This is a genomic window from Pseudomonas sp. sp1636 (assembly GCF_030376615.1).
Lineage (GTDB): Bacteria > Pseudomonadota > Gammaproteobacteria > Pseudomonadales > Pseudomonadaceae > Aquipseudomonas.
This window is the reverse complement of the sequence record NZ_JARRAB010000007.1, coordinates 80,630-104,669: the sequence shown is the minus strand read 5'-3', so window position 1 is coordinate 104,669 and position 24,040 is coordinate 80,630. Positions and strand designations below refer to the sequence as shown.

General features: G+C 63.5%; 27 protein-coding genes. 18 read left to right on the top strand and 9 right to left on the bottom strand.

Annotated features, from left to right (window positions below; translation table 11 throughout):
- Positions 1-225: 225 nt before the first annotated feature.
- The 5 genes from P8H27_RS09200 to pilG all read right to left on the bottom strand — a co-directional run bounded on the left by P8H27_RS09200 (position 226) and on the right by pilG (position 4,686).
- On the bottom strand, positions 226-1,083 hold the full coding sequence (locus P8H27_RS09200; protein WP_289636951.1) for a CheR family methyltransferase: 858 nt from the start codon (positions 1,081-1,083) through the stop codon (positions 226-228).
- 68 nt (positions 1,084-1,151) lie between these two features.
- Positions 1,152-3,200 (bottom strand): methyl-accepting chemotaxis protein, encoded by a 2,049-nt coding sequence (locus tag P8H27_RS09195; protein ID WP_289636950.1) that lies wholly within the window; start codon positions 3,198-3,200, stop codon positions 1,152-1,154.
- A gap of 84 nt (positions 3,201-3,284) precedes the next feature.
- The gene (locus P8H27_RS09190; RefSeq protein WP_289636949.1) at positions 3,285-3,821 is read right to left on the bottom strand and encodes a chemotaxis protein CheW; all 537 of its coding nucleotides are present in this window, start codon (positions 3,819-3,821) and stop codon (positions 3,285-3,287) included.
- A gap of 44 nt (positions 3,822-3,865) precedes the next feature.
- Positions 3,866-4,231 carry a twitching motility response regulator PilH gene (gene pilH / locus P8H27_RS09185; protein WP_289636948.1) on the bottom strand — a complete coding sequence of 122 codons (366 nt, stop codon included), beginning with the start codon at positions 4,229-4,231 and terminating at the stop codon, positions 3,866-3,868.
- Positions 4,232-4,278: 47 nt separating this feature from the next.
- Positions 4,279-4,686, bottom strand: coding sequence for a twitching motility response regulator PilG (gene pilG, locus P8H27_RS09180; RefSeq protein WP_289636946.1), 408 nt, complete (start codon positions 4,684-4,686; stop codon positions 4,279-4,281).
- A 243-nt stretch (positions 4,687-4,929) separates the two neighbouring features.
- On the opposite strand from pilG, the gene gshB reads away from it, so the two are divergent.
- The 7 genes from gshB (at position 4,930) to P8H27_RS09145 (ending at position 10,977) form a co-directional block, all read left to right on the top strand.
- The gene (gshB, locus tag P8H27_RS09175) at positions 4,930-5,901 is read left to right on the top strand and encodes a glutathione synthase (RefSeq protein WP_289636944.1); all 972 of its coding nucleotides are present in this window, start codon (positions 4,930-4,932) and stop codon (positions 5,899-5,901) included.
- Between the two features lie 87 nt (positions 5,902-5,988).
- On the top strand, positions 5,989-6,885 hold the full coding sequence (locus P8H27_RS09170; protein WP_289636943.1) for an energy transducer TonB: 897 nt from the start codon (positions 5,989-5,991) through the stop codon (positions 6,883-6,885).
- A gap of 81 nt (positions 6,886-6,966) precedes the next feature.
- On the top strand, positions 6,967-7,536 hold the full coding sequence (locus P8H27_RS09165; protein WP_289636941.1) for a YqgE/AlgH family protein: 570 nt from the start codon (positions 6,967-6,969) through the stop codon (positions 7,534-7,536).
- Positions 7,536-7,970 (top strand): Holliday junction resolvase RuvX, encoded by a 435-nt coding sequence (ruvX, locus tag P8H27_RS09160; RefSeq protein ID WP_289636939.1) that lies wholly within the window; start codon positions 7,536-7,538, stop codon positions 7,968-7,970. Before P8H27_RS09165 ends, ruvX begins: the two co-directional genes overlap by 1 nt.
- Before the next feature lie 207 nt (positions 7,971-8,177).
- Positions 8,178-8,690: a bifunctional pyr operon transcriptional regulator/uracil phosphoribosyltransferase PyrR gene (gene pyrR, locus P8H27_RS09155; RefSeq protein WP_289636937.1), complete on the top strand. Its 513-nt coding sequence runs from the start codon at positions 8,178-8,180 to the stop codon at positions 8,688-8,690.
- A 5-nt stretch (positions 8,691-8,695) separates the two neighbouring features.
- Positions 8,696-9,706: an aspartate carbamoyltransferase catalytic subunit gene (locus P8H27_RS09150; protein ID WP_289637050.1), complete on the top strand. Its 1,011-nt coding sequence runs from the start codon at positions 8,696-8,698 to the stop codon at positions 9,704-9,706.
- Positions 9,706-10,977 carry a dihydroorotase gene (locus tag P8H27_RS09145; protein WP_289636935.1) on the top strand — a complete coding sequence of 424 codons (1,272 nt, stop codon included), beginning with the start codon at positions 9,706-9,708 and terminating at the stop codon, positions 10,975-10,977. Before P8H27_RS09150 ends, P8H27_RS09145 begins: the two co-directional genes overlap by 1 nt.
- A gap of 164 nt (positions 10,978-11,141) precedes the next feature.
- On the opposite strand, the gene P8H27_RS09140 is transcribed toward P8H27_RS09145, so the two are convergent.
- From P8H27_RS09140 to P8H27_RS09130, 3 genes are all read right to left on the bottom strand, one after another.
- Positions 11,142-11,543 (bottom strand): TM2 domain-containing protein, encoded by a 402-nt coding sequence (locus P8H27_RS09140; protein WP_289636934.1) that lies wholly within the window; start codon positions 11,541-11,543, stop codon positions 11,142-11,144.
- Between the two features lie 108 nt (positions 11,544-11,651).
- Entirely contained in the window at positions 11,652-12,797 is a 1,146-nt protein-coding gene (locus P8H27_RS09135) for a PilT/PilU family type 4a pilus ATPase (RefSeq protein WP_289636933.1), read from the bottom strand.
- A 312-nt stretch (positions 12,798-13,109) separates the two neighbouring features.
- Positions 13,110-14,144, bottom strand: coding sequence for a type IV pilus twitching motility protein PilT (locus tag P8H27_RS09130; protein WP_289636932.1), 1,035 nt, complete (start codon positions 14,142-14,144; stop codon positions 13,110-13,112).
- A gap of 54 nt (positions 14,145-14,198) precedes the next feature.
- Here P8H27_RS09130 and P8H27_RS09125 point away from each other — a divergent pair, with 54 nt between their 5' ends.
- The 11 genes from P8H27_RS09125 to P8H27_RS09075 all read left to right on the top strand — a co-directional run bounded on the left by P8H27_RS09125 (position 14,199) and on the right by P8H27_RS09075 (position 23,251).
- Positions 14,199-14,879, top strand: coding sequence for a YggS family pyridoxal phosphate-dependent enzyme (locus P8H27_RS09125; RefSeq protein ID WP_289636931.1), 681 nt, complete (start codon positions 14,199-14,201; stop codon positions 14,877-14,879).
- Between the two features lie 33 nt (positions 14,880-14,912).
- Positions 14,913-15,731, top strand: coding sequence for a pyrroline-5-carboxylate reductase (proC, locus tag P8H27_RS09120; protein ID WP_289636930.1), 819 nt, complete (start codon positions 14,913-14,915; stop codon positions 15,729-15,731).
- Positions 15,732-15,773: 42 nt separating this feature from the next.
- A complete protein-coding gene (locus P8H27_RS09115) occupies positions 15,774-16,364 on the top strand; it encodes a YggT family protein (RefSeq protein ID WP_289636928.1) in 591 nt (196 codons plus the stop codon).
- Between the two features lie 13 nt (positions 16,365-16,377).
- Complete coding sequence (locus P8H27_RS09110; protein WP_289636927.1) at positions 16,378-16,674, top strand: DUF167 family protein; 297 nt, start codon at positions 16,378-16,380, stop codon at positions 16,672-16,674.
- A gap of 163 nt (positions 16,675-16,837) precedes the next feature.
- Entirely contained in the window at positions 16,838-18,820 is a 1,983-nt protein-coding gene (locus P8H27_RS09105) for a dynamin-like GTPase family protein (protein WP_289636926.1), read from the top strand.
- Positions 18,821-18,924: 104 nt separating this feature from the next.
- Complete coding sequence (locus P8H27_RS09100) at positions 18,925-20,064, top strand: homoserine O-acetyltransferase (protein WP_289636925.1); 1,140 nt, start codon at positions 18,925-18,927, stop codon at positions 20,062-20,064.
- Positions 20,065-20,071: 7 nt separating this feature from the next.
- Positions 20,072-20,674 (top strand): methionine biosynthesis protein MetW, encoded by a 603-nt coding sequence (gene metW, locus P8H27_RS09095; protein WP_289636924.1) that lies wholly within the window; start codon positions 20,072-20,074, stop codon positions 20,672-20,674.
- 37 nt (positions 20,675-20,711) lie between these two features.
- Complete coding sequence (locus tag P8H27_RS09090; RefSeq protein WP_289636923.1) at positions 20,712-21,128, top strand: DUF4426 domain-containing protein; 417 nt, start codon at positions 20,712-20,714, stop codon at positions 21,126-21,128.
- A complete protein-coding gene (rdgB, locus tag P8H27_RS09085) occupies positions 21,128-21,721 on the top strand; it encodes an RdgB/HAM1 family non-canonical purine NTP pyrophosphatase (RefSeq protein ID WP_289636922.1) in 594 nt (197 codons plus the stop codon). Before P8H27_RS09090 ends, rdgB begins: the two co-directional genes overlap by 1 nt.
- Positions 21,718-22,893, top strand: coding sequence for a radical SAM family heme chaperone HemW (hemW, locus tag P8H27_RS09080; protein WP_289636921.1), 1,176 nt, complete (start codon positions 21,718-21,720; stop codon positions 22,891-22,893). Before rdgB ends, hemW begins: the two co-directional genes overlap by 4 nt.
- A 34-nt stretch (positions 22,894-22,927) precedes the next feature.
- Positions 22,928-23,251 (top strand): DUF3392 domain-containing protein, encoded by a 324-nt coding sequence (locus tag P8H27_RS09075; protein ID WP_289636920.1) that lies wholly within the window; start codon positions 22,928-22,930, stop codon positions 23,249-23,251.
- 56 nt (positions 23,252-23,307) lie between these two features.
- Here the strand turns inward: P8H27_RS09075 and P8H27_RS09070 are convergent, their stop codons facing one another.
- Positions 23,308-24,039 carry a sulfite exporter TauE/SafE family protein gene (locus P8H27_RS09070; protein WP_289636917.1) on the bottom strand — a complete coding sequence of 244 codons (732 nt, stop codon included), beginning with the start codon at positions 24,037-24,039 and terminating at the stop codon, positions 23,308-23,310.
- Position 24,040 lies beyond the last annotated feature (1 nt).

Sequence of the window (24,040 nt, the reverse complement as noted above, 5' to 3'; positions counted from 1 at the left end):
GCTCTGCCTTATCAGGCTGTTGAAAAACTACCTGCGTTGCCATCGCTGCGTTAAAAGCAGGCCCGGACTGCTCATTTACAGCGCGTAAAGTCGAATGCGACCCCAGTCGCGTCCTCGCCTGTTTTGACTCGCTAGCGCTCGCCCTTCGGGCCAGCCTTCGGCTGTTACTCCCGTTGGTCGTTACGCCTTGCACTGGCTGCCTCGTTTACGTTTTTCAACGGCCTGCTATCCCTTGCGGGTAAACGCCAGCACTCGCTCGTCGGCCACCGGAAGCAAATCCGGATGCTGCCAACCGACCACTTCACCCACTCCCACCACCAGCAGACCACCCGGCGCCAGGCGCTCGGCCAGGCGGTTGAGGATCTCGCGGCGGCGCCAGCGACGAAAATAGATCAGCAAGTTCTGACAAAAAATGACGTCCATACCGGACATTGGCGCCTTGGCCAACTCCAGCACATTGAGCCTGGCGCAACACACTTGCGCCGCCAGGCCCGGCTCCACCTTGAAGCGTTCATCGGCCTGGGCCACAAAATAGCGTTGACGCAACTGCGCATCGAGTTGTTCCAGCTTGCGCGCGCCATACTGACCGTCGCGTGCCTTGCTCAGCGCCTTCAGGCTGATATCGGTAGCGGTCACGCCAAAGTGCGCGGGCTGCCCGCTGTCGCGCAGCACTTCAGCCGCCATGATCGCCAACGAGTAAGGCTCCTCGCCACTCGAGCAACCCACGCTCCAAAATTCCCAGGGGCTGGCCAATCCGTGCTGCAGTCGCTCGCGCAGGTAGCGTTCGAGCAGCTCGAACGATGGCGGATGCCGGAAGAAACGGGTCTCCTGTACGGTCAGACGATCCAGCAGGGTCGACCACTCGACTGCACCGCGCGGGCCATCCGTGACCTGCCGGTAATAGCTGGCGTAATCCAGCACCCCCAGCTCACGCATGCGCGCACTCAGGTTGGTTTGCAGGAACGCCTGTCGCTGCTCGCTGATCACCACGCCGGTGCGCTCCTCGAGCAGCTCCTGCCAAGCGCGAAACTCGGTGGCCGACATGTCTGCCACCGGTTGCAAGGCCCAGACGCCTGACTGCATGTGGTGCCTCTCGCTCATGGCCATAGGCGTTGGGCAACGACCGGCAAAGGCCGCCACGCTCCGCTCACTTACGCCTGTTCGCCGCTTTCCGGCAAGGTAAAGCCGGAAACCGACTTACGCATCTCACTGGCCATCTTGGCCAGGTTACCAATGCTCTTGGCGGTGGCGGTGGTACCGGACGAGGTCTGCGAGGTGATCTCCTGGATCACGTTCATGGTGTTGGAGATGTGACCCGCCGAGGAAGCCTGCTGGCGCGCCGCGTTGGAGATGTTCTGGATCAAGGCCGCGAGGGTCTTGGATACCTTCTCGATCTCTTCCAGGGCGACCCCGGCGTCCTGCGCCAGACGAGCACCGCGCACCACCTCGGAGGTGGTCTGCTCCATCGAGATAACCGCCTCGTTGGTGTCGGTCTGAATGGTCTTAACCAGCGCCTCGATCTGCTTGGTCGCAGCCGAGGAACGTTCCGCCAGGCGTTGGACTTCGTCCGCTACCACGGCGAAGCCGCGACCGGCGTCACCGGCCATGGAGGCCTGGATCGCGGCGTTGAGGGCGAGGATGTTGGTCTGGTCGGCAATGTCGTTGATCAGGCTGACGATGTCACCGATCTCCTGGGACGACTCACCGAGGCGTTTGATCCGCTTCGAGGTGTCCTGGATCTGCTCACGGATGTTATCCATGCCGGTGATGGTGTTGTGTACGACTTCGTTACCCTTGTTGGCGATGGCTACCGAACGCTCCGCTACCGCCGAGGATTCCGAGGCGTTCGCCGATACCTGGTCGATCGACACGGCCATTTCGTTGATCGCCGCGGACGCACCGGCGATTTCTTGTGCCTGGTGCTCCGAGGCTTCGGCCAGGTGCATCGCCGTGGCCTGGGTTTCCTGGGCGGCGCCGGCGACCTGAACGGCGGTCAGGTTGATGGTCACTACCAGGTCGCGCAGCTGGTCGATGGAGTAGTTGATGGAGTCGGCGATGGCGCCGGTGAAGTCTTCGGTTACGGTCGCGGCAACGGTCAAGTCGCCGTCGGCGAGGTCGGCGATTTCGTCGAGCAGGCGCAAAATCGCGGCCTGGTTACGTTCGTTTTTCTCGGCGGTCTCGGCGAGGCGGCGGTTGGTCTCGCGCACCATCACGATGCCGATCAGGATGATCGAGCCCAACGCCAGAATACCCAGCACATAACCGGCCAGGGTGTTGATGGCGCGGCCATCGGCCAGGTCTTCGAACCCGGCAGCCAGGTCGGAGGCTTTATCCAGCAGGGTCTGCGAGACGCTGAAAATGCCGTCGGCCGACTCGCGCACCTGGAACAGTTCCGGCGAGGTCTCGAGGATTTCGTCCACCGAACCGGAGACGAACTCGAACAGCTCGGAAATTTCCGCCAGTCGCTCGAGCGCTTCCGCGTCGGTCACCTTGGCGATTTCCATCGCCGCGTTGCCTTCCAGCATGGCGCTCAATACCCGACCGAACAGGCTGGCGTCACGGCCGAACATGTCGGCCGCTTGCACCGAGTCCTGGTCACCGGCCAGCACCTTGTTTACCGAGCCGAGAATACGCTCGGCCAGCAACGACTGGCGCTGGGCCACCGAAACCTGGGCAGCTGGCGCGCCGCTTTCCAGGAGGATGTCGACCACTTCCTCGTACTCGACCTGCAGCTGCGGGATGGTTTCCGCCAGGGTCTCGGCCACCTGGTGCAGGGACAGAACGGTCTGCTCGCTGGCCAGAATGGCGTCGGTGTTCTGCCGCAGACTGTCCCAGTCCTGCTGCACGGCAGTCATCTGCGCCTGCACGGCCTCTGGCGCCGAGGGCACGCCACTCTCCTGGTTGCCGTTGGTCAGATAGCCCCAGCGGGTTTCGAAGTCGTTGCGCGCCTCGCGCAACAGGCCGAAGGCCTCGGCAGTACCGGCGGCCGCTTCGGTGGAGTTCTTGGCGATACGCTGGGACAGCACCCGCAGCTCACCGGAGTGGCTGATGTATTCCGTATCGTAGTTGGATTGCGTGTTGATGTAGGCGAAGTTGGCGAACAACAGCACGATGGAGACGATCAGGACGATAAACAGCCCGGCGATCAGCGTACTGCTACGCGTACTCGCGAATAAATTGCCTGTATTTAGTTTTTTCATTATCTGGCCCCCGCCTGGACCGAGCGCGCTACGGTTCCCACACAACCCCAACAGGCCGGCAAAGCCGACCCAACCGAAAAACTGTTAAAACGCAACATCGAGAAACCCCTGGTGCTGAGCCAGCGCATGAGGGCTGAACACCAACCAGGGCTGCTCGCGCTGGAAGACCCCATGAATAAACGGCGCGATGGACGCTTCGAGCGGCGGTAGCCGCTCGGAGAAGCTGTCCACCGGAAAATGCTGCATGCCGAACACCTCATCGACCGTCAGCCCGGCGAATACGTCCTGGTGATCGACCACCAGCACCCGTCGCTTCTTGCGCAGCGGCGATAACTCGTTGCCGAAGAAGCCGCACAAGTCCATCACCGGCAACAGACGACCGCGCACGTTGGCCACGCCCTTGACCCAGCTTTTAACCCCGGGCAGCAAGGTATGGCGCGGCTCGTGCAGCACTTCCCCGACCTCGCCCATGGGCGCGACGAAAAACCGCTCGCCCATGCGAAAACCAATACCGCTCCAGGTTTGCACGGCGGTCTGCTGCAAAGGCAGGCCAGCCGCCAGCAACCGACAACGCTGGTCGATTTCGAGGAGGGTTTGAAAAGGTGTCTGCGCGTCCGCCATGCCAACCGTGGCCTTCTGCTTATTTTTTAATTATTGGCACAGCATCAACCGGCCAATACGGCGCTCAAGGTTTTCAGCAGTGTCTCTTCGTCAATCGGCTTGGTCAGGTAGTCCTTGGCGCCTTGGCGCTTGCCCCAGACCTTGTCGGTCTCCTGATCCTTGGTGGTGACGATGATCACCGGGATGTGGCTGGTGTCGGCGTCCTTGGTCAGTTGGCGGGTCGCCTGAAAACCATTGAGCCCCGGCATGACAATGTCCATCAACACCGCGTCAGGCTTTTCCTGGCGCGCCAGGGCAACGCCGTCCGCGCCATTTTCCGCCTTGAGCACCTGATGGCCATTTTTTTCCAGCATGGCGGTCAGTTTGTACATCTCGGTCGGCGAGTCATCAACAATCAGAATTCGAGCCATGGTGTTTCCCAATACATGAAAAAGCGTCTACCGCTACCCGGTAAACGTCAGGATGCCTGTTCCAACGGGGTGAAGTTAGGGACATGGGCCTTGATCGCACCCAGCAACTCTTCCTTACTGAAAGGCTTGGTCAGATATTGATCGGAGCCAACGATGCGCCCCTTGGCCTTGTCGAACAAGCCGTCCTTGGAGGACAGCATGATCACCGGGGTGGACTTGAAAGCACTGTTGTTCTTGATCAGGGCGCAGGTCTGGTAGCCATCGAGCCGCGGCATCATGATGTCGACAAAAATAATACTTGGATGGGTGTCGGCGATCTTTGCCAAAGCATCGAAGCCGTCAACTGCGGTAATCACCTCGCAACCCACCTTCTTCAGCAGGGTTTCCGCGGTACGACGAATCGTCTTCGAATCGTCGATCACCATTACCCTCAAACCCTCGGAATGCTGTTCCATGTTTGCCCTACCATCGCCTCGGTGAGTCGTTATTTTTGCGTTCTAATCAGTGCGCCTGAGGCCTTGCCACCGACGGGCTGCAACCCAATCGTCGGGCCTTTTTAGCACACTCTCCCCATGCAAGCTATAAGCCGCGGGTGGGCCAGGTTTTTTCCTTGACCCCCCGCCTTCCCAGCGCCACCCTGACGCCACACGCCAGTTCCGACACCTTTCAAACCGCTGCCTTTCACGGAGAATCCCCCCATGAGCGTTCGCCTCGGCATTGTCATGGACCCCATCGCCCAGATCGCCTTCAAGAAGGACAGTTCGCTGGCCATGTTACTCGCGGCCCAGGCGCGCGGCTGGTCGCTCTTCTATATGGAGCAGAAAGACCTCTACCAGGCCCAGGGCGAAGCACGCGCCCGCCTCTGCCCGCTCAAGGTATTCAATGACCCGGAGCGCTGGTTCGAGCTGGGCGCCGAGGATGACGTCGCCTTGACCGAGCTGGATGTGATCCTGATGCGCAAGGATCCACCCTTCGATAACGAATTCGTCTACTCCACCTACCTGTTGGAACAGGCCGAGCAAGCCGGCGTACTGGTGGTCAACCGCCCACAGAGCCTGCGCGACTGCAATGAGAAGCTGTTTGCCACCCAGTTCCCGCTCTGCACACCACCGACCCTGGTCAGTCGCCGATCCGACATTCTGCGCGAGTTTGCCAAAGAGCAACGTGACATCATTCTCAAACCCCTGGATGGCATGGGCGGATCTTCGATATTTCGTCATTGCGAGGGCGATCCCAACCTCTCGGTGATTCTCGAGACCCTTACCGCCCACGGCAAACAGCAGATAATGGCGCAACGCTACCTGCCGGCAATCCTCGAAGGCGATAAACGCATCCTGATGATCGATGGCGAGCCGGTACCTTATTGCCTGGCACGCATCCCGGCGCACGGCGAAACCCGTGGCAACCTGGCCGCCGGCGGGCGCGGCGAAGCCCGCCCACTGAGCGAACGCGACCGTGAGATCGCCGCAGCCGTCGGCCCGACCCTGCGCGAGAAAGGCCTGCTGTTCGTCGGCCTGGACGTGATCGGCGACTACCTGACCGAAATCAACGTCACCAGCCCGACCTGCATCCGCGAGATAGACGCCGCCTACGACACCCGTATCGGCGAACGCCTGATGGACGCCATCGAAGGCAAGCTGCACGCCATAAGCGGCAAGGCGAAAGCTTGACGCAAGTAGCAGCTTCAGGCTTGTCGCTTGCAGCTGGCGGCCCCAAGCCGTCAGACTGCGCGGCAACCTGAACAGACCCGAAACAACATGAACGCAGCCATCAACCCGCCCGACCTACTCGCCGCTGGCGTCCGCCCAGCGGATCGGCTGGGTTTCACCCTGTTCCTCGCCGCCGCCCTGCATGCCGCGCTGATTCTCGGCCTGGGTTTCAGCCTGGCCGAGCCTAGCCAGATCAGCAAAACCCTGGAAATCACCCTGTCGACCTTCAAGAGCGAGGAAACGCCGAAACAAGCCGACTTCCTCGCCCAGGACAACCAGCAAGGCAGCGGCACCCTGGAACACAAGGCCGCACCGAAAACCACCGAACAGGCACTGTTCCAGGACACCCAGGTCAAGCGCGTGACCCCGCCCGCCGCACCGGCACAAGCGGCGGTTCGCCAGGAAGCGCCGAAAGCCGCAGTCGCGACCCGCGCCCCGCAACAGCAAAAGACTCCAGTCAAGCGCGAGGCAGCCAAACCCACAGTGCAGGCACCTCCGGCACCGGTGTTCGACAGCGCGCAGCTTTCTGCGGAGATCGCCAGCCTGGAAGCCGAACTGGCCCAGGACATCCAGCAATACGCCAAACGGCCGAAGATCCACCGCCTCAGCGCGGCCTCGACCATGCGCGACAAGGGTGCCTGGTACAAGGACGAGTGGCGCAAGAAGGTTGAACGGATCGGCAACCTCAACTATCCGGACGACGCACGCCGCCAGCAGATTTACGGCAGCCTGCGGGTGCTGGTCTCGATCAACCGTGACGGCACCCTCTACGAAGTCCAGGTTCTGGAGTCCTCCGGCCAGCAACTGCTTGACCAGGCGGCCTTGCGCATCGTGCGCCTGGCCGCGCCCTACGCCCCGTTCACCGGCGATCTGGCCGATGTCGACCGCCTGGAAATCATCCGCACCTGGCGTTTCGAGCGCGGTGATCGCCTGTCCAGCAACTGACTCCGGGCTTCTCCCGATTTTTTCTTGCCGTTGGCTGCTTGGCGCTTGAAGCTCTTGGCTCCAGGCCTGAAACTAATGCCCATGAAAGACGCCAAACCCAGCTACCTCAAGCACCACTTCCTGATCGCCATGCCGCACATGGCCGATCCGAATTTCGCGCAGACGCTGATCTACCTGATCGAGCACAACGAGCAGGGCGCCATGGGCCTGGTGATCAACCGCCCTAACGGCCTGAACCTGGCCGATGTGCTGGAACAACTGCGCCCGGAACCCGAGCCGCCCACGCGCTGCCAAGACCTGCCGATTTTCTCCGGCGGGCCGGTGCAGACCGACCGCGGTTTCGTCCTGCACCCGGCCGGCCCACAGTTTCAGGCCACCCTGGAACTCGGCGAGCTGGGCCTGTCCACCTCGCAGGACGTGCTGTTCGCCATTGCCGACGGCACGGGGCCGGCAAAATACCTGATCACCCTCGGCTATGCCGGCTGGGATGCCGGGCAACTGGAAACCGAGCTGACCGATAACGCCTGGCTGACCTGCCCGGCCGACAGCAGCATCCTCTTCGACCTGCCCTTCGATCAGCGTCTGAATGCCGCCGCCGCACGCCTGGGCGTCAACCTCAGCCTGCTCACTTCGCAAGCCGGGCACGCCTGATGAGCGAAACCAAACCGCTGCGCCTGTTACTGGGTTTCGATTACGGCAGCAAGCAGATAGGCGTTGCGGTTGGCCAGACGATCACCGGCCAGGCTCGCGAACTGTGCATCTTGAAAGCACAGAATGGCGTGCCGGACTGGCACAAGGTCGAAGCCCTTATCAAGGAGTGGCAGCCGGACGCCATAGTCGTCGGCCTGCCGCTGAACATGGACGGCACCCCGAGCGAGATGAGCGAGCGGGCGGAGAAATTCGCCCGCCGCCTCAATGGCCGCTTCAACCTGCCGGTGCACACCCACGACGAACGCCTGACCACCTATGCCGCCAAGGGCCAGCGCCTGCAACAAGGGCAGAGCGGTGGCTATCGCGAACGCCCGGTCGATGCCCTGGCCGCAGCACTGCTGCTACAAGGCTGGTTAGAAGAAAACAGCCCCTGAAAACGACCTGCGTTGCCGATACTGCGTTAAAAACAGGCTCGGAAAGGAGCTAGCTGCTGACGCGCTTTAGCGCGGCCCGGAGGACGAGCGAAGCGAGCAATGCTCATTTACAACACGTAAACTGCGCTTCCTCGCCTGTTTTTGCCTTGTCTCGGCTGCCTCGCCTACGTTTTCAGGGGCTGTTTTACTTACATCTGGAGTGTTGCCATGAGCTTACCCAACCCCGCCGAATTGCTGCCGCAAATGGCCGCGGCACTGATCAGCCAGCTCAATCGGCGGCAGATCCGCGAGCCACGCTTTATCGGCGTCCGCACGGGCGGCGTGTGGGTCGCCCAGGCGTTGCTGGAGGCCCTGGGCGATCCGGCGCCCCTGGGCATCCTCGACGTCTCCTTTTACCGCGACGACTTCACCCAGAATGGCCTGCACCCGCAGGTACAGCCGTCCGAACTGCCGTTCGAGGTCGAAGGCCAGCACCTGGTGCTGATCGACGACGTGCTGATGAGCGGCCGTACCATCCGCGCCGCCCTCAACGAACTGTTCGACTACGGCCGCCCGGCCAGCGTGACCCTGGTCTGTCTGCTCGACCTGAATGCCCGCGAGCTGCCGATCCACCCCGACGTGGTCGGCGCCAGCCTGTCGCTGGCAGCCGATCAGCGGGTAAAATTGTCCGGCCCCACGCCGCTGACCCTCGAACTCCAGATGTTGGCCAACCGAGAATGACCGCGATGATCCCCATGGATGCCAAGCGCCCGCTGCAGCTGAATGACCAAGGTCAGCTGCGCCACTTCCTTACCCTCGACGGTCTGCCCCGCGAACTGCTGACGGAAATCCTCGACACCGCCGACTCCTTCCTCGAAGTCGGCGCCCGGGCGGTGAAGAAAGTCCCGCTGCTACGCGGCAAGACCGTGTGCAACGTGTTCTTCGAAAACTCCACGCGCACCCGCACCACCTTCGAGCTGGCCGCCCAACGGCTGTCCGCCGACGTCATCACCCTGAATGTCTCGACCTCCTCGACCAGCAAGGGCGAAACCCTGTTCGACACCTTGCGCAACCTCGAAGCCATGGCCGCCGACATCTTCGTGGTACGCCACGCCGATTCGGGCGCCGCGCATTTCATCGCCGAACACGTCTGCCCGAATCTGGCGATCATCAACGGTGGCGATGGCCGTCACGCCCACCCGACCCAGGGCATGCTCGACATGCTGACCATCCGCCGACACAAGGGTGGCTTCGAGAACCTTTCGGTGGCGATCGTCGGCGATATCCTGCACTCGCGGGTGGCCCGCTCGAACATGCTGGCACTCAAGACCCTGGGCTGCCCGGACATCCGCGTGATCGCACCCAAGACCCTGTTGCCGGTCGGCATCGAGCAATACGGCGTGAGCGTTTACAGCGACATGGCTGCCGGCCTCAAGGACGTCGACGTGGTGATCATGCTGCGCCTGCAGCGCGAACGCATGACTGGCGGCCTACTGCCCAGCGAGGGCGAATTCTTTCGCCTGTTCGGCCTGACCGAGCGGCGCCTGGCCCTGGCCAAACCGGATGCCCTGGTGATGCACCCGGGGCCGATCAACCGCGGCGTGGAAATCGAGTCGGCGGTGGCCGATGGCCCGCAATCGGTGATTCTCAACCAGGTAACCTACGGCATCGCCGTACGCATGGCCGTGCTGTCCATGGCCATGAGCGGGCAGAATGCCCAGCGCCAACTCAACCAGGAAGCCGAGGAGTCCAACTGATGCGTAGCGCAATCCTCGGGGCCCGCGTGATCGACCCGAGCAATGGCCTCGACCAGGTCAGCGACCTCTTTATCGATGCCGGCAAGATCATCGCCATCGGCCAGACCCCGGCCGGTTTCGTCGCGGAGAAAATCATCAACGCCCAGGGCCTGGTGGCCGCGCCCGGCCTGGTCGACCTGTCCGTCGCCCTGCGCGAACCCGGTTACAGCCGCAAGGGCAGCATCGCCAGCGAAACCCTGGCCGCCGCCGCCGGCGGCGTCACCAGCCTGTGCTGCCCGCCCTTTACCAAGCCGGTGCTGGACACCCCGGCGGTGGCCGAACTGATCCTCGACCGTGCCCGCGAGGCCGGCCACACCAAGGTCTTCCCCATAGGCGCCCTGAGCAAAGGCCTGGACGGCGAACAGTTGGCCGAGCTGGTGGCCCTGCGCGACGCCGGTTGCGTGGCCTTCGGCAATGGCCTGGACAGCTTCCGCAACACCCGCACCCTGCGCCGTGCCCTGGAATACGCCGCCACCTTCGACCTGACGGTGATCTTCCACTCCCAGGATCACGACCTGGCCGAAGGCGGCCTGGCCCACGAAGGCGCCACCGCCAGCTTCCTCGGCCTGGCCGGCATCCCGGAAACCGCCGAGACCGTGGCCCTGGCCCGCGACCTGCTGCTGGTCGAACAAAGCGGCGTGCGCGCCCACTTCAGCCAGCTGACCAGTGCCCGCGGCGCCCAGCTGATCGCCGAGGCCCAGGCCCGCGGCCTGCCGGTGACGGCGGATGTGGCGCTGTATCAACTGATTCTCACCGACGAGGCCTTGAGCGACTTCTCCAGCCTCTACCACGTACAGCCGCCACTGCGCTCACGCGCCGACCGCGACGGCCTGCGCGAAGCGGTGAAAAGCGGGGTGATCTCGGCCATCGCCAGCCACCACCAACCCCACGAACGCGACGCCAAGCTGGCGCCGTTCGGTGCCACCGAAGCGGGCATCAGCAGCGTGCAACTGCTGCTACCGCTGGCCATGAGTCTGGTGGAAGACGGCCTGCTCGACCTGCCGACCCTGCTCGCCCGCCTGTCCAGCGGTCCGGCTCAGGCCCTACGCCTGCCCGCCGGGCGCCTGCACGTGGGTGCAGCGGCCGACCTGCTGCTGTTCGACCCGCAGGCCTCGACCCTGGCCGGGGAAAGCTGGTATTCCAAAGGTGCCAACTGCCCGTTTATCGGCCATTGCCTGCCCGGTGCGGTGCGCTACACCTTGGTCGACGGACGGATCAGCTACCAGGCGTGATCCGACAACGAGGCATCGAATAGGGCGGATCGGGACAGCGGCCGCCCAGGCGCGAAGCGAACAGTGCGCCGCGACTCCGCAAGGGCAATGGCGTACTGCTTCGCGAGTACGCCCTACGCGCGGGCAGATGATTCTGCGGCTGGACATGGCCCTGCCCTGGCCACTTATTCGCGGGCGGCATTCTTGATCGATATCTGTTCGTTCAAGGTCCAGAAGTCGTAGAGCACGCCAATCAGGAACAGGCCGCCGGTAAACAGATAGAGGATCCCGCTGATCCACTTGCCCTGGTACATGCGGTGCACGCCAAAAACGCCGAGAAAGGTCAGCAGAATCCAGGCGACATTGTAATCGGTGTCGCCGGCGGTGAAGCGCAGGTCGGCCTCGCGATCCATTGCCGGGATCAGGAACAGGTCGATGATCCAGCCGATAAACAGCAAGCCGAGGGTGAAAAACCAGAGGGTTCCGCTCACCGGCTTGCCGTAATAGAAGCGGTGGGCACCGAGAAAACCGAAGATCCACAGCAGATAACCGATGACCTTGCTGTGGGTGTCCTTGCTTACGTCCATACCTTGCTCCTGCAGCGCGGGCCGATGCGCATGGGATCGGCAAGACCGCGCAAGGTTTACCGCCCGATAAAAAGCCCGCGAACGCGGGCAGAGTTGCACCACTCTGGTTCAGCGGAAACTCCGCCCCGGGTCTTCCGGAGTGATTTCCAGTGACAGGCCATCGCTGAGGTGGGCCAGGTGGTCGCTGTCGGCTTCCGAACCGAGCTTGATCATCAGGCGCAGGTCGTTCGCCGAGTCGGCGTACAACAGTGCGTCCTCGTAGGTGATTTCGCCCTGACTGTAAAGGCTGTACAGCGCCTGGTCGAAGGTCTGCATGCCCAGTTCGGTGGAGCGCTTCATCAAGGCTTTGAGCTCGTGCACATCGCCCTTGCGAATCAGGTCGGCCGCCAGCGGGGTGTTGATCAGCACTTCGATCACCGCGCGGCGGCCCTTGCCGTCCGGAGTGGGAATCAACTGCTGGGCGACGATGGCCTTGAGGTTGAGCGACAGATCCATCCACACCTGATTCTGCCGATCGGCCGGGAAGAAGTTGATGATCCGATCCAGCGCCTGGTTGGCGTTGTTGGCGTGCAGCGTGGCCAGACACAGGTGACCGGTTTCGGCGAAGGCCACGGCGTGATCCATGGTCTCGCGGGTGCGCACCTCACCGATCAGGATCACGTCCGGCGCCTGGCGCAAGGTGTTCTTCAGCGCCACCTCGAAGGACTCGGTGTCGATGCCGACCTCGCGCTGGGTGACGATACAGTTCTGGTGCTGGTGGATGTATTCGATCGGATCCTCGATGGAGATGATGTGGCCGCTGCTGTTCTTGTTGCGGTAACCGATCATCGCCGCCAGCGAGGTCGACTTGCCGGTACCGGTGGCGCCGACGAACAGCACCAGGCCACGCTTGGTCAGCGCCAGTTTCTTGAGCACCTCCGGCAGCTTGAGGTCATCCAGAGTCGGGATGTTGGTCTCGATCCGGCGCAGCACCATGCCGGCCAGGTTGCGCTGGTAGAAGGCACTGACGCGGAAGCGGCCGATACCACGGGCGCTGATGGCGAAGTTGCATTCGTGACTCTCGGCGAAGTCGCGGCGCTGCTGCTCGTTCATCACCGAGTGCACGGTTTCCCGGGTTTGCTCGGGGGACATAGGGGTCTTGGTCACCGGCATGATCTTGCCGTTGACCTTCATCGATGGCGGTACGCCGGCAGTGATAAACAGGTCAGAGCCGCCCTTTTCCACCATCAGGCGCAGCAGTTTTTCGAATTCCATGCGTTATCTCGCCCATCACTGTCACGCGCTTAGCCAACCACCAGTTGCCGGGGCGCGTGTCTCGCCAGCGGTCTGGGTCTTGGCCAACCTTGCGGCTGGCCAGATACGGATTAGCAGACTGTTGAAAAACTACCTACGTTGCCAATACTGCGTTAAAAATGGCCTCAAAATGCTCATTTACAACACGTAAACTCCGCTTTTGACTCGCTTCGCTCGCCCTGCGGGCCAGCCTGTGGCTGTTACTCCGCTGCGCTACGTTGCGGCCATTTTTGCCTTGTCTTGGCTGCCTCGCCTACATTTTTCAACGGCCTGCTAGAAGTTTTCCGGGGTCTTGGATTTTTCCCGCGCGCTTTCGCGGGTCACCAGCCCTTTGGATACCAGGGTTTTCAGGCAGGCATCCAGGGTCTGCATGCCCAGCGAACCGCCGGTCTGGATCGACGAATACATCTGCGCCACCTTGTCCTCGCGGATCAGGTTACGGATCGCCGGGGTGCCGATCATGATTTCATGGGCGGCCACCCGACCGCCGCCGACCTTCTTCAGCAGGGTCTGCGAGATCACCGCCTGCAAGGATTCCGACAGCATCGAGCGCACCATGGATTTTTCTTCGGCGGGGAACACATCGACCACCCGGTCGATGGTCTTGGCCGCCGAGGTGGTGTGCAGCGTGCCGAACACCAGGTGGCCGGTTTCCGCGGCGGTCAACGCCAGGCGAATGGTTTCCAGGTCGCGCATTTCGCCGACCAGAATGATGTCCGGGTCTTCGCGCAGCGCCGAGCGCAAGGCTTCGGAGAAGCCCAGGGTGTCGCGGTGCACTTCACGCTGGTTGACCAGGCACTTCTTCGATTCGTGAACGAACTCGATCGGGTCTTCGATGGTCAGGATGTGCTGGTATTTGCTGCCGTTGAGGTAATCGAGCATCGCCGCCAGGGTGGTCGACTTGCCCGAACCGGTCGGCCCGGTGACCAGCACCAGACCGCGCGGCACGTCGGTGATCTTGCGAAACACCTCGCCCATCCCTAAGTCTTCCATGGTCAGCACCTTGGACGGAATGGTGCGGAACACCGCGCCGGCACCCCGGTTCTGGTTGAAGGCGTTGACCCGGAAACGCGCGACACCCGGCACTTCGAAGGAGAAGTCGGTTTCGAGGAACTCCTCGAAATCCTTGCGCTGTTTGTCGTTCATGATGTCGTAGATCAGTGCATGCACCTGCTTGTGATCCAGGGCCGGCAAATTGATTCGGCGCACATCGCCGTCGACCCGAATCATCGGCGGCAGACCAGCAGAGAGATGCAGATCCGACGCGCCTTGCTTAGCGCTGAAGGCAAGCAGCTCAGTGATATCCATGGAACTCCCTAATGACGGTAGAATGCCGCAAACCCTAGGCGGCTGGCGCAAGTAATGTCCACGATAGCAGAGAATATTGCAAAGGTCGGCGCGCGCATCCGTGAGGCGGCGCAAGCCTCGCAGCGAGATTGTGCAACGATTGGCCTGCTCGCAGTGAGCAAAACCAAACCCGCAGCGGCAATCCGCCAGGCCCATGCTGCCGGACTGCACGATTTCGGCGAAAACTACCTGCAGGAAGCACTGGAAAAACAACTCGAGTTGCGCGACCTGCCATTGATTTGGCATTTCATCGGCCCCATTCAATCGAACAAGACCCGGGCCATCGCCGAGCATTTCGACTGGGTGCATTCGGTGGATCGCCTGAAAGTCGCCGAGCGCCTGTCCGCGCAACGCCCGCCGCACTTGCCGGCGCTGAATATCTGCCTGCAGGTGAATGTCAGTGGCGAGGCCAGCAAATCCGGCTGCAACCCCGAACAATTGCCGGTATTGGCCCAGGCGGTGACACAACTGCCCAACCTCAAGCTGCGTGGATTGATGGCCATTCCCCAACCCAGCGAAGACCGCGCCACGCAACAGGCCGCCTTTGCCCGCTTGGCAGAACTGCAAAGCAAGCTGAACCTGAACCTCGATACCCTGTCCATGGGCATGAGCCATGACCTGGAAGCCGCCATTGCCGAAGGCGCGACCTGGGTGCGCATCGGTACCGCTCTGTTTGGTGCCCGCGACTATGCCTAGCCGCCAGCCCCGACTCATTAAAGGAAACCCGCTATGACCTCCCCCCGCATTGCGTTTATCGGCGCCGGTAATATGGCCGCTAGCCTGATCGGCGGGCTGCGCGCCCAAGGCGTCGACGCCAGCAGCATTCGCGCCAGCGACCATGGCGCCGAACAACGCGCCAAAATCAGCGCCGAACACGGCATCCACGCCTTCGCCAGCAACGCCGAGGCGATTCAGGGCTGCGACCTGATCGTCCTCGCCGTCAAACCGCAAGTGATCAAAGACGTCTGCCTGGATCTGGCCGCCCATCTCGACGCGGGTCAGTTGGTCGTATCCATCGCCGCCGGCATCAGCTGCGCCAGCCTGGAACACTGGCTCGGCGCCCGCGCGATAGTGCGCTGCATGCCCAATACCCCGGCGCTGCTGCGCCAGGGCGTCAGCGGCCTGTATGCCAACAACCTGGTTTCGGCGCAACAGCGCCAGCAAGCCGAACAGCTGCTGGGCGCGGTTGGCCTGGCCCTGTGGCTGGACGAAGAGCAACTGATCGATGCGGTCACCGCCGTTTCCGGCAGCGGCCCGGCGTATTTCTTCCTGCTGATGGAGGCCATGACGGCTGCCGGCGAAAAACTCGGCCTGCCGCGCGACACCGCCGCTCAACTGACCCTGCACACGGCGCTGGGCGCGGCACGCATGGCGGTGGCCAGCGACGTCGATGCCAGCGAATTGCGCCGTCGCGTCACCTCGCCGGCCGGCACCACCGAAGCGGCAATCAAGACCTTCCAGGCCGGCGGCTTCGAAGCCCTGGTCGAACAGGCACTGAATGCCGCCGCCCAGCGCTCGGCGCAACTGGCCGAGCAGCTCGGTCGCTAAACAATCTGGCCCACAAACAGCTGGACCAACAAGGAGTCAATCATGATCGGACTGAGTACCGCAGCGGTGTATATCCTGCAAACCATCGGCAGCCTGTACCTGCTGATCGTGCTGCTGCGCTTCATCCTGCAACTGGTGCGGGCCGACTTCTACAACCCGCTCAGCCAGTTCATCGTGCGCGCCACCCACCCGCTGCTCAAACCCTTGCGCAAGGTCATTCCCAGTTTCGCCGGCCTCGACCTGGCTTCGCTGGTGCTGGCGATCCTGGTGCAACTGGTGCTCATGGCCCTGGTCCTGCTGCTGATGGGCTATGGCCTGGACAACCCGCTGCAACTGCTGATCTGGTCGATCATTGGCGTCACCGCCCTGTTCATCAAGGTGTTCTTCTTCGCCCTGATCATCAGCGTGATCCTGTCCTGGGTCGCCCAGGGCAGCCACAACCCGGCGGCCGAATTGATCAATCAGATCTGCGAACCGCTGCTGGCGCCGATCCGGCGCATTCTGCCGAGCCTGGGCGGGCTGGATCTGTCGCCGATCTTCGCCTTTCTCGCCCTCAACCTGATCGACATGCTGGTGATCCGCAACCTGGCGGTGATGACCGGCATGTTCAAGGGCCTCAGCATGGCGGTCTGACCCCGAGAAGCCGATGAGTTTCTATCGCTGGGACGGCGCGGATCTGATCCTCGATTGCCACCTGCAGCCCAAAGCCAGTTGCGACGAGTTCGCCGGGCTGCACGGCGAGCGGTTGAAGATTCGCCTCACCGCCCCGCCAGTCGACGGCAAGGCCAACGCCAAGTTGCTGGCCTTTCTCGCCGCCGCCTTTGCCGTCGGCAAGAGCCAGGTCAGCCTGGAAAGCGGCCAGCAAAGCCGGCAAAAACGCGTGCGCATCAAACAGCCGCAGCAACTGCCAGCAGCGCTCGGGCTGACCGTTCGCCCCGCCTGAGCGACCATCAGGCCGGATCGAAATACTAGCCAATTGACAGCCCCTGCACGCCCCGCATAATGCTCGCCAGCCCAGTGCATCAGCGCCCACCCCACCAGGCCTGACGGACTCGCGCCGCCAACAGCACGGCCCCCAAGGGCGCGTCAGCCAGAGGAACGCCAGGATGAGCATGGAACGTCTCAGTCAACAGATCGACGCCTACGTCGGCTGGAAGCGCGAACTGATGCGCCAGATCACGCGCTACCGCACCTGGCTGGTCAACAATCGGCTCAACTCCGATGCGCTGGACGCCAAGCTCGAGCGCGCCCTCAAGCTGCTGCGTAGCGACCACATCACCCTGGCCTTCGTCGGCGAGTTCTCGCGCGGCAAGACCGAACTGATCAACAGCCTGTTCTTTTCCGCATACGGCCAGCGCATGCTGCCGTCCCAGGCCGGGCGCACCACCATGTGCCCCACCGAGCTGTTCTTCGACCCCCGCTCGGAGCGCTCCTACATCCGCCTGTTGCCGATCGAAACCCGCTCGACCGAGGCCAGCGTCGCCCAGTTCAAGCGCATTCCCCGGCATTGGGTGAATATCCCGCTGGATCTCAGCGATCCGCACAACATGATCCAGGCCTTCACCCAGGTGGCGAAGAGCAAACCCATGCCGGTCGAGCAAGCCATCCAGCTGGGCTTCCACCCCGACGCCCTGGAAAGCACCGGCAAACCCGGCCAGGTGCTGGTGCCGGCCTGGCGCCACGCGCTGGTCAACTTCGACCACCCGCTGCTGCGCCGAGGCCTGCGTATTCTCGACACCCCCGGCCTGAATGCCCTGGGCAGCGAACCCGAGCTGACCCTGTCGATGCTGCCCAGCGCCCAGGCGATCATCTTCCTGCTGTCCGCCGACACCGGGGTGACCGCCAGCGACATGGCAGTCTGGCAGCAGCATATCCGCCAACTCGACGACGACACCCAGACCTGCCTGTTCGCCGTGCTCAACAAGATCGACATCCTCTGGGACGACCTGGCCGGCGAAGCCTTCGTGCAGAACGCCATTGCGCAGATCCAGACCATGACCGCCAAGCAACTCGGCATCCGGCCCGAGGACGTGCTGCCGCTATCGGCCAAACAAGCGTTGCTGGCCAAGGTGCGCAAGGATCAGGCTTTGCTGGCCCGCAGCCAGATGGGCGATCTGGAGACCCTGCTGTGCGAGCGTATCGTCAGCCAGAAGGAGCGCTTGATCGAAGACCGGGTGGTCAACCAGGTGCTGGCGCTGCTGCAGGGCAGCCGGCATGCCCTCAACCTGCGCCTGGACAAGGTTCACGAACAACAGGCGCTGCTGAGCAACCACCAGCACGACAACGGTCAGTTGCTGTTCGAGCTGACCGCCAAGACCAAGAATGATCACAGCCAACACCACAAGCGCCTGCTCGGCCTGAAAACCAATCAACGCCTGCTCCAGCGCCAAGGCGAGCTACTGCGCCTTGCCGTACGCCCGGAACGCCTCGACGAACACCTGAATAAAGTGCGCAAGAACCTCGCCGGCAGCTGGACCACCCTGGGCATCAACCAGGCTATCCTGGCCTTCTTCCGCTCGGTGGAACATGACATGGACAGCCTGGCGCATGAAGCCGAGATGGCCAACAAGATGGTCGCGGCCATCTATCGCCGACACAATCAAGACAACCCACTGCAGGGCATCGATGCGCCGCAGTTCAACGTCAAACGCTACCTGCGCGAGCTCAAACAGCTGCAGACCCAGGCCGACCAGTTCCGCCTGCACCTGAAAACCCTGCTCACCGAACAACGCAGCCTGAGCAAGCGCTTCTTCGCCACCCTGGTGCAGGAAGTCATCGGCCTGCACCAACGCCTGCGGGCCGACGCCGGGCAGTGGGCCAGCGACGCCCTGATGCCGCTGATGCAACACACCCTGGAACACAAACAATTGCTGGAAAGCCACATGCTGCGGCTCAAGGCCCTGGCCCAGGAAACCCAGCAAGCCCGTCAGCGCGGCCAGCAACTGCTGGATTACCGCGATGAACTGACCCATCAACTGCACCAGGCGGACGAGATACTGCGCAACCTGCGCCGCCCCGCGCCGGTGCAACGCCAGGGCAAGGTGGTCAACCTGCCCGGCCCGGCACGCCAGCACAGAGTCGGCGAATAATCCGCCGCCAGCGGCGCGCCCAGGCCTTGCCCGCGGCCCGCACGCTTGCCGCCCGCAGCAGCGCTCTTTAGACTGCGGCACTTCCTTTACTGCGAGCAGGGTCGATGTCTACAGCCTTCCCCCAAGACTCTGTTGGCCTGGTGACCCCCCAGGTGCTGCACTTCGCCGAGCCCCTGACGCTCGCGTGCGGACGCAGCCTGGCCGACTACCAACTGGTCTACGAAACTTACGGCGAACTGAACGCCGCGCGCAGCAACGCGGTGCTGATCTGCCACGCGCTGTCCGGCCACCACCACGCCGCCGGCTACCACCACGCGGACGAGCGCAAGCCCGGCTGGTGGGACAGCTGCATCGGCCCGGGCAAGCCGATCGACAGCAACCGCTTCTTTATCGTCAGCCTCAACAACCTCGGCGGCTGCAACGGCTCGACCGGCCCCAGCAGCCTCAATCCGGCCAGCGGCAAGCCCTTTGGCGCGGACTTCCCGGTGATGACCGTGGAAGACTGGGTGCACAGCCAGGCGCGTCTGGCCGACGCCCTCGGCATCGCCCAATGGGCCGCAGTGATCGGCGGCAGCCTCGGCGGCATGCAGGCCATGCAGTGGGCCATCAGCTACCCCGAGCGCATCCGTCATTGCCTGGCGATTGCCTCGGCACCGAAGCTCTCGGCACAGAACATCGCCTTCAACGAGGTGGCGCGCCAGGCCATCCTCACCGATCCGGACTTCCATGGCGGGCACTTCCAGGAACGCGGGGTGATCCCCAAGCGCGGCCTGATGCTGGCGCGCATGGTCGGCCACATCACCTACCTGTCGGACGACGCCATGGGCGAGAAATTCGGCCGCGGCCTGAAGAGCGAAAAACTCAACTACGACTTCCACAGCGTCGAATTCCAGGTCGAAAGCTACCTGCGCTACCAGGGTGAGGAGTTTTCCGGGCGCTTCGACGCCAACACCTACCTGCTGATGACCAAGGCGCTGGACTACTTCGACCCGGCGGCCAACCACGACGGCGACCTGGCCCAGACCCTGGCCGGGGTGCAGGCGGACTTCTGCGTGATGTCTTTCACCACCGACTGGCGCTTCTCGCCGGCGCGCTCGCGGGAGATCGTCGACGCCCTGATCGCCGCACGCAAGAACGTCTGCTACCTGGAAATCGACGCACCGCAGGGCCACGACGCCTTCCTGATCCCCATTCCGCGTTATTTGCAGGCCTTCCGCAGCTATATGAACCGAATCGCAGTATGAGGCGCCCATGAGAGCCGACCTGGACATCATCCAAGACTGGATCCCCGCCGGCAGCCGGGTGCTCGACCTCGGCTGCGGCAATGGCGAACTGCTCGCCTGGCTGGCCGAGCACAAGGGGGTCAGCGGTTATGGCCTGGAGATCGACCCGGACAACATCGCCCGCTGCGTCGAAAAAGGCGTTAACGTCATCGAGCAGAACCTCGACAAGGGCCTGGGCAACTTCGCCAGCAACAGCTTCGACGTGGTGGTGATGACCCAGTCGCTGCAGGCCCTGCACTTCCCGGACAAGGTGCTGGCGGAGATGCTGCGGGTCGGCAAGACCTGCATCATCACCTTCCCCAACTTTGCCCACTGGCGTTGCCGCTGGTACCTGGCCAGCAAGGGCCGCATGCCGGTGTCCGACTTTCTGCCCTACACCTGGTACAACACGCCGAACATCCACTTCTGCACCTTCGAGGATTTCGAGCGCCTGTGCCGCGCACAGCAGGCCAGGGTTCTCGAGCGCCTGGCGGTGGATCGCGACCATCGCCACGGATGGGCCAGCCGCATTTGGCCTAATCTGTTAGGAGAGATCGGTATCTACCGGATCAGCGGATCGATCGCCACCTGACTTCGCCGGCAACCAGGCCACCCCGAGGAGAACCACCATGCGCCGCATCGCCCTACTGTTTATCGCCCTGTGCCTGAGCCTGCCGGCCGTTGCCGAACGCAAGCAAAGCTTCGGCGAGCTGGACGTGCATTACATCGCCTTCAACTCCAGCTTCCTGCAACCGGAGATCGCCGCGGCGGTGGGTCTCAGCCGCGGCAAGAAGCAGGGCGTGCTGAATATCTCGCTGCTCAAGGCCGGGCAACCGACCGCGGCCGTGGTCAGCGGCGAGATGCGCAACCTGCTCGGCCAGATCCACACCCTGAAGTTCAAACAGGTGAGCGAAGGCGAGGCCATCTACTACCTGGCCCAGTTCCCCATCGAGCAACAGGAAGTCCTGCGTTTCAGCCTCACGATCCAGGCGACCGGCGGCACCACGCACAGCCTCGACTTCAACCAGGAACTCTTCCCCGACTGATGATCCAGCTAAACGAGCTCGTACTCGCCAGCCATAACGCCGGCAAACTCAAGGAACTCCAGGCCATGCTCGGCGATGCCGTGCGCGTGCATTCGGTCGCCGAATTCAGCAGCGTGGAGCCGGAAGAAACCGGCCTGAGCTTCGTCGAAAACGCCCTCCTCAAGGCCCGCCATGCGGCCCGCGTATCCGGCCTGCCGGCGCTGGCCGACGACTCCGGCCTGGCCGTGGACTTTCTCGGCGGCGCACCGGGCATCTACTCGGCGCGTTATGCCGATGGCCAGGGCGATGCGGCCAATAATGCCAAGCTGCTCGAGGTGCTCAAAGGCCTGCCGGACGCGCAGCGCGGCGCGCAATTCGTCTGTTGCCTGGCGCTGCTGCGGCATGCCGAAGACCCGCTGCCGATCATCTGCGAGGGCCTCTGGCACGGGCACATCCTGCATGCCGCGCGAGGCACCCAGGGTTTCGGCTACGATCCGTTGTTCTGGGTAGCGGAACATGACTGCTCCAGCGCCGAACTGGCCCCCGCCGAGAAGAACCAGATCAGCCATCGCGCCCGCGCCATGCGCCTGCTCAAGCAGCGGTTGGGGCTATGAGCACGGGTTCAAGCGCCGCGCCTACAGCTGGCCGCTTCGAGCTGCCGCCCCTGGCGGCCTATGTCCACATCCCCTGGTGCGTGAAGAAGTGCCCGTACTGCGACTTCAACTCGCATGCCGCCGGGCCGACATTGCCGGAAGAAGAGTACGTCGACGCCCTGCTCGCCGACCTCGACCGGGACTTGCCGCAAGTTCATGGCCGGCCGCTGAGCTCGATGTTCTTCGGTGGCGGCACCCCCAGCCTGTTCTCGGCCAAGGCACTGGGCCGTTTGCTCGAAGGCGTGGCGCGCCGCGTGCCCTTCGCCGCCGATATCGAAATCACCCTGGAAGCCAACCCCGGCACCTTCGAGCAGGCCAAGTTCCGCGACTACCGCGCGCTGGGCATCAATCGCCTGTCGATTGGCGTGCAGAGCTTCCAGGCCGCCAAACTCAAGGCCCTGGGGCGGATCCATGACGGTGACGAGGCGATCCGCGCCGCCGACATGGCGCGCGCCGCCGGCTTCGACAACTTCAACCTGGATCTGATGCACGGCCTGCCCGACCAGTCGCTTGAGGATGCCCTCGGCGATTTGCGCATCGCCATCGCCCAGGGCCCCACCCACCTGTCCTGGTATCAGCTGACGGTGGAACCGAATACGCTGTTCTGGAACCAGCCGCCGCTGATACCCGAAGACGACATCCTCTGGGACATCCAGGAGGCCGGCCAGGCGCTGCTCGCCGCACAGGGCTACGCCCAGTACGAGGTGTCCGCCTACGCCCAACCCGGCCAGGCGGCGCGGCACAACCTCAACTACTGGAGCTTCGGCGACTTCCTCGGCATCGGCGCCGGCGCCCACGCCAAACTCAGCAACCCGGACGGCACGATCACGCGCAGCTGGAAAACCCGCCTGCCCAAAGACTACCTGGATCGCGACAAAGGCTTCAGTGCCGGCGAGCGCCGGCTCGGCCCGGACGAACTGCCCTTCGAATTCCTGATGAACGTGCTGCGCCTCACGGACGGCGTCGCCAGCGCCCTGTTCACTCGGCGCACCGGCTTGGCGCTGAGCCAGTTGGCCGCCGCCCGCGCCGAAGCCGAGCAGCGCGGCCTGCTGCACAGCGACCCGGCCCGCCTGGTCGCCACCCGCGAAGGCCAGCTGTTTCTCAACGACCTGCTGCAACATTTTCTGCCCTGACCTGCTGTGCGCCACATGGCGCTAAGGACTCCGTTTGGATCTGCTATTCGACCTGATCGCCACCCTGTCGCGCTGGAGCCGTGGCCACCTGTACGACATCGCCCTGGCGATCATGGCCACCCTGCTGGTGCTGTTCGGCCCCGGCATCAACGCCTGGGTACAACGCAGAATCGGCAGCCTCAACTTCATCTTCCGCACCCTGATCTTCGTCCTGATCTGCGCGGTCGGCTACGGTCTGGCGATGGTCTTCCTCACCCCCTGGCTGGCCCAGGGCCTCGGCCACTTCAACAACTACACCCTGGCGCCGGTGTTGCTGCTGGTGTTCTTCCTGATCGGCGTACTGGCGGATCGCAGCTAAGCACCTGCCGCTGCCGGTGTAATAGCGAGGGGTCGTCGACAGACCGAGGCGATGCACTACCGCAACAACTGCCAAAGGCTGCGCATTAGCAGCCCGCCCGCCGCCAGCAAAGACAGCAGCAGCAACAGCCGGCGCGGGCTGCGTGTGTCGAAGCGGCCGTCCAGGCAGCGGGCCAGGGCATAGCCGGCCAGCACGCCAGGCGCCAGCTTGAGTGTGCTGTGCAGGTAATCCAGCGGCAGGCGCCCCTGGTACAGCAGCACCAGCAGCGAGACCGGGGTGGTCAGCAGGAAGAAGGCGGCCAGTTCATCGCGCGCGCCGAGTCGCTCGCGCGTCTGGTAGACCAGCGCCATGGGCGGCCCGCCGACCGAGGTGGCGGTGCCCAGCAGTCCCGAGCAGAAACCGGCGAGCGCCAGGTTGTGCGGGTTGCAGCGAACCTCCAGCCAGCGGTAGCTGGATACTGTCGCCAGCAGCACGCAGGCGCCGAGCAGCAGGCCGAGCCAGGCGCTGGGCAGCAGGCCGAGCAACAGGCCGCCGCACCAGGCGCCGGGCAGTCGCGCCAGGATGGCCGGCAGCGGCCGCCGCCAGGCCAGGGCCTGGCGGTGGCCGAGGAGCATGCAGCAGGCCAGGAGAAAACCCAGCAGCAACACCGGGCCGGGCACGTAGCCGGGGTCGAGCAGATACAGCAGCGGCGCCGCCAGCAGGCCGAAGCCAATGCCCAGCAGCCCCTGCACCAGGCTGCCGCCCAGCACGATCAGCAGCGCCAGGCATTCGCTGCCGCTGTAGTCCATG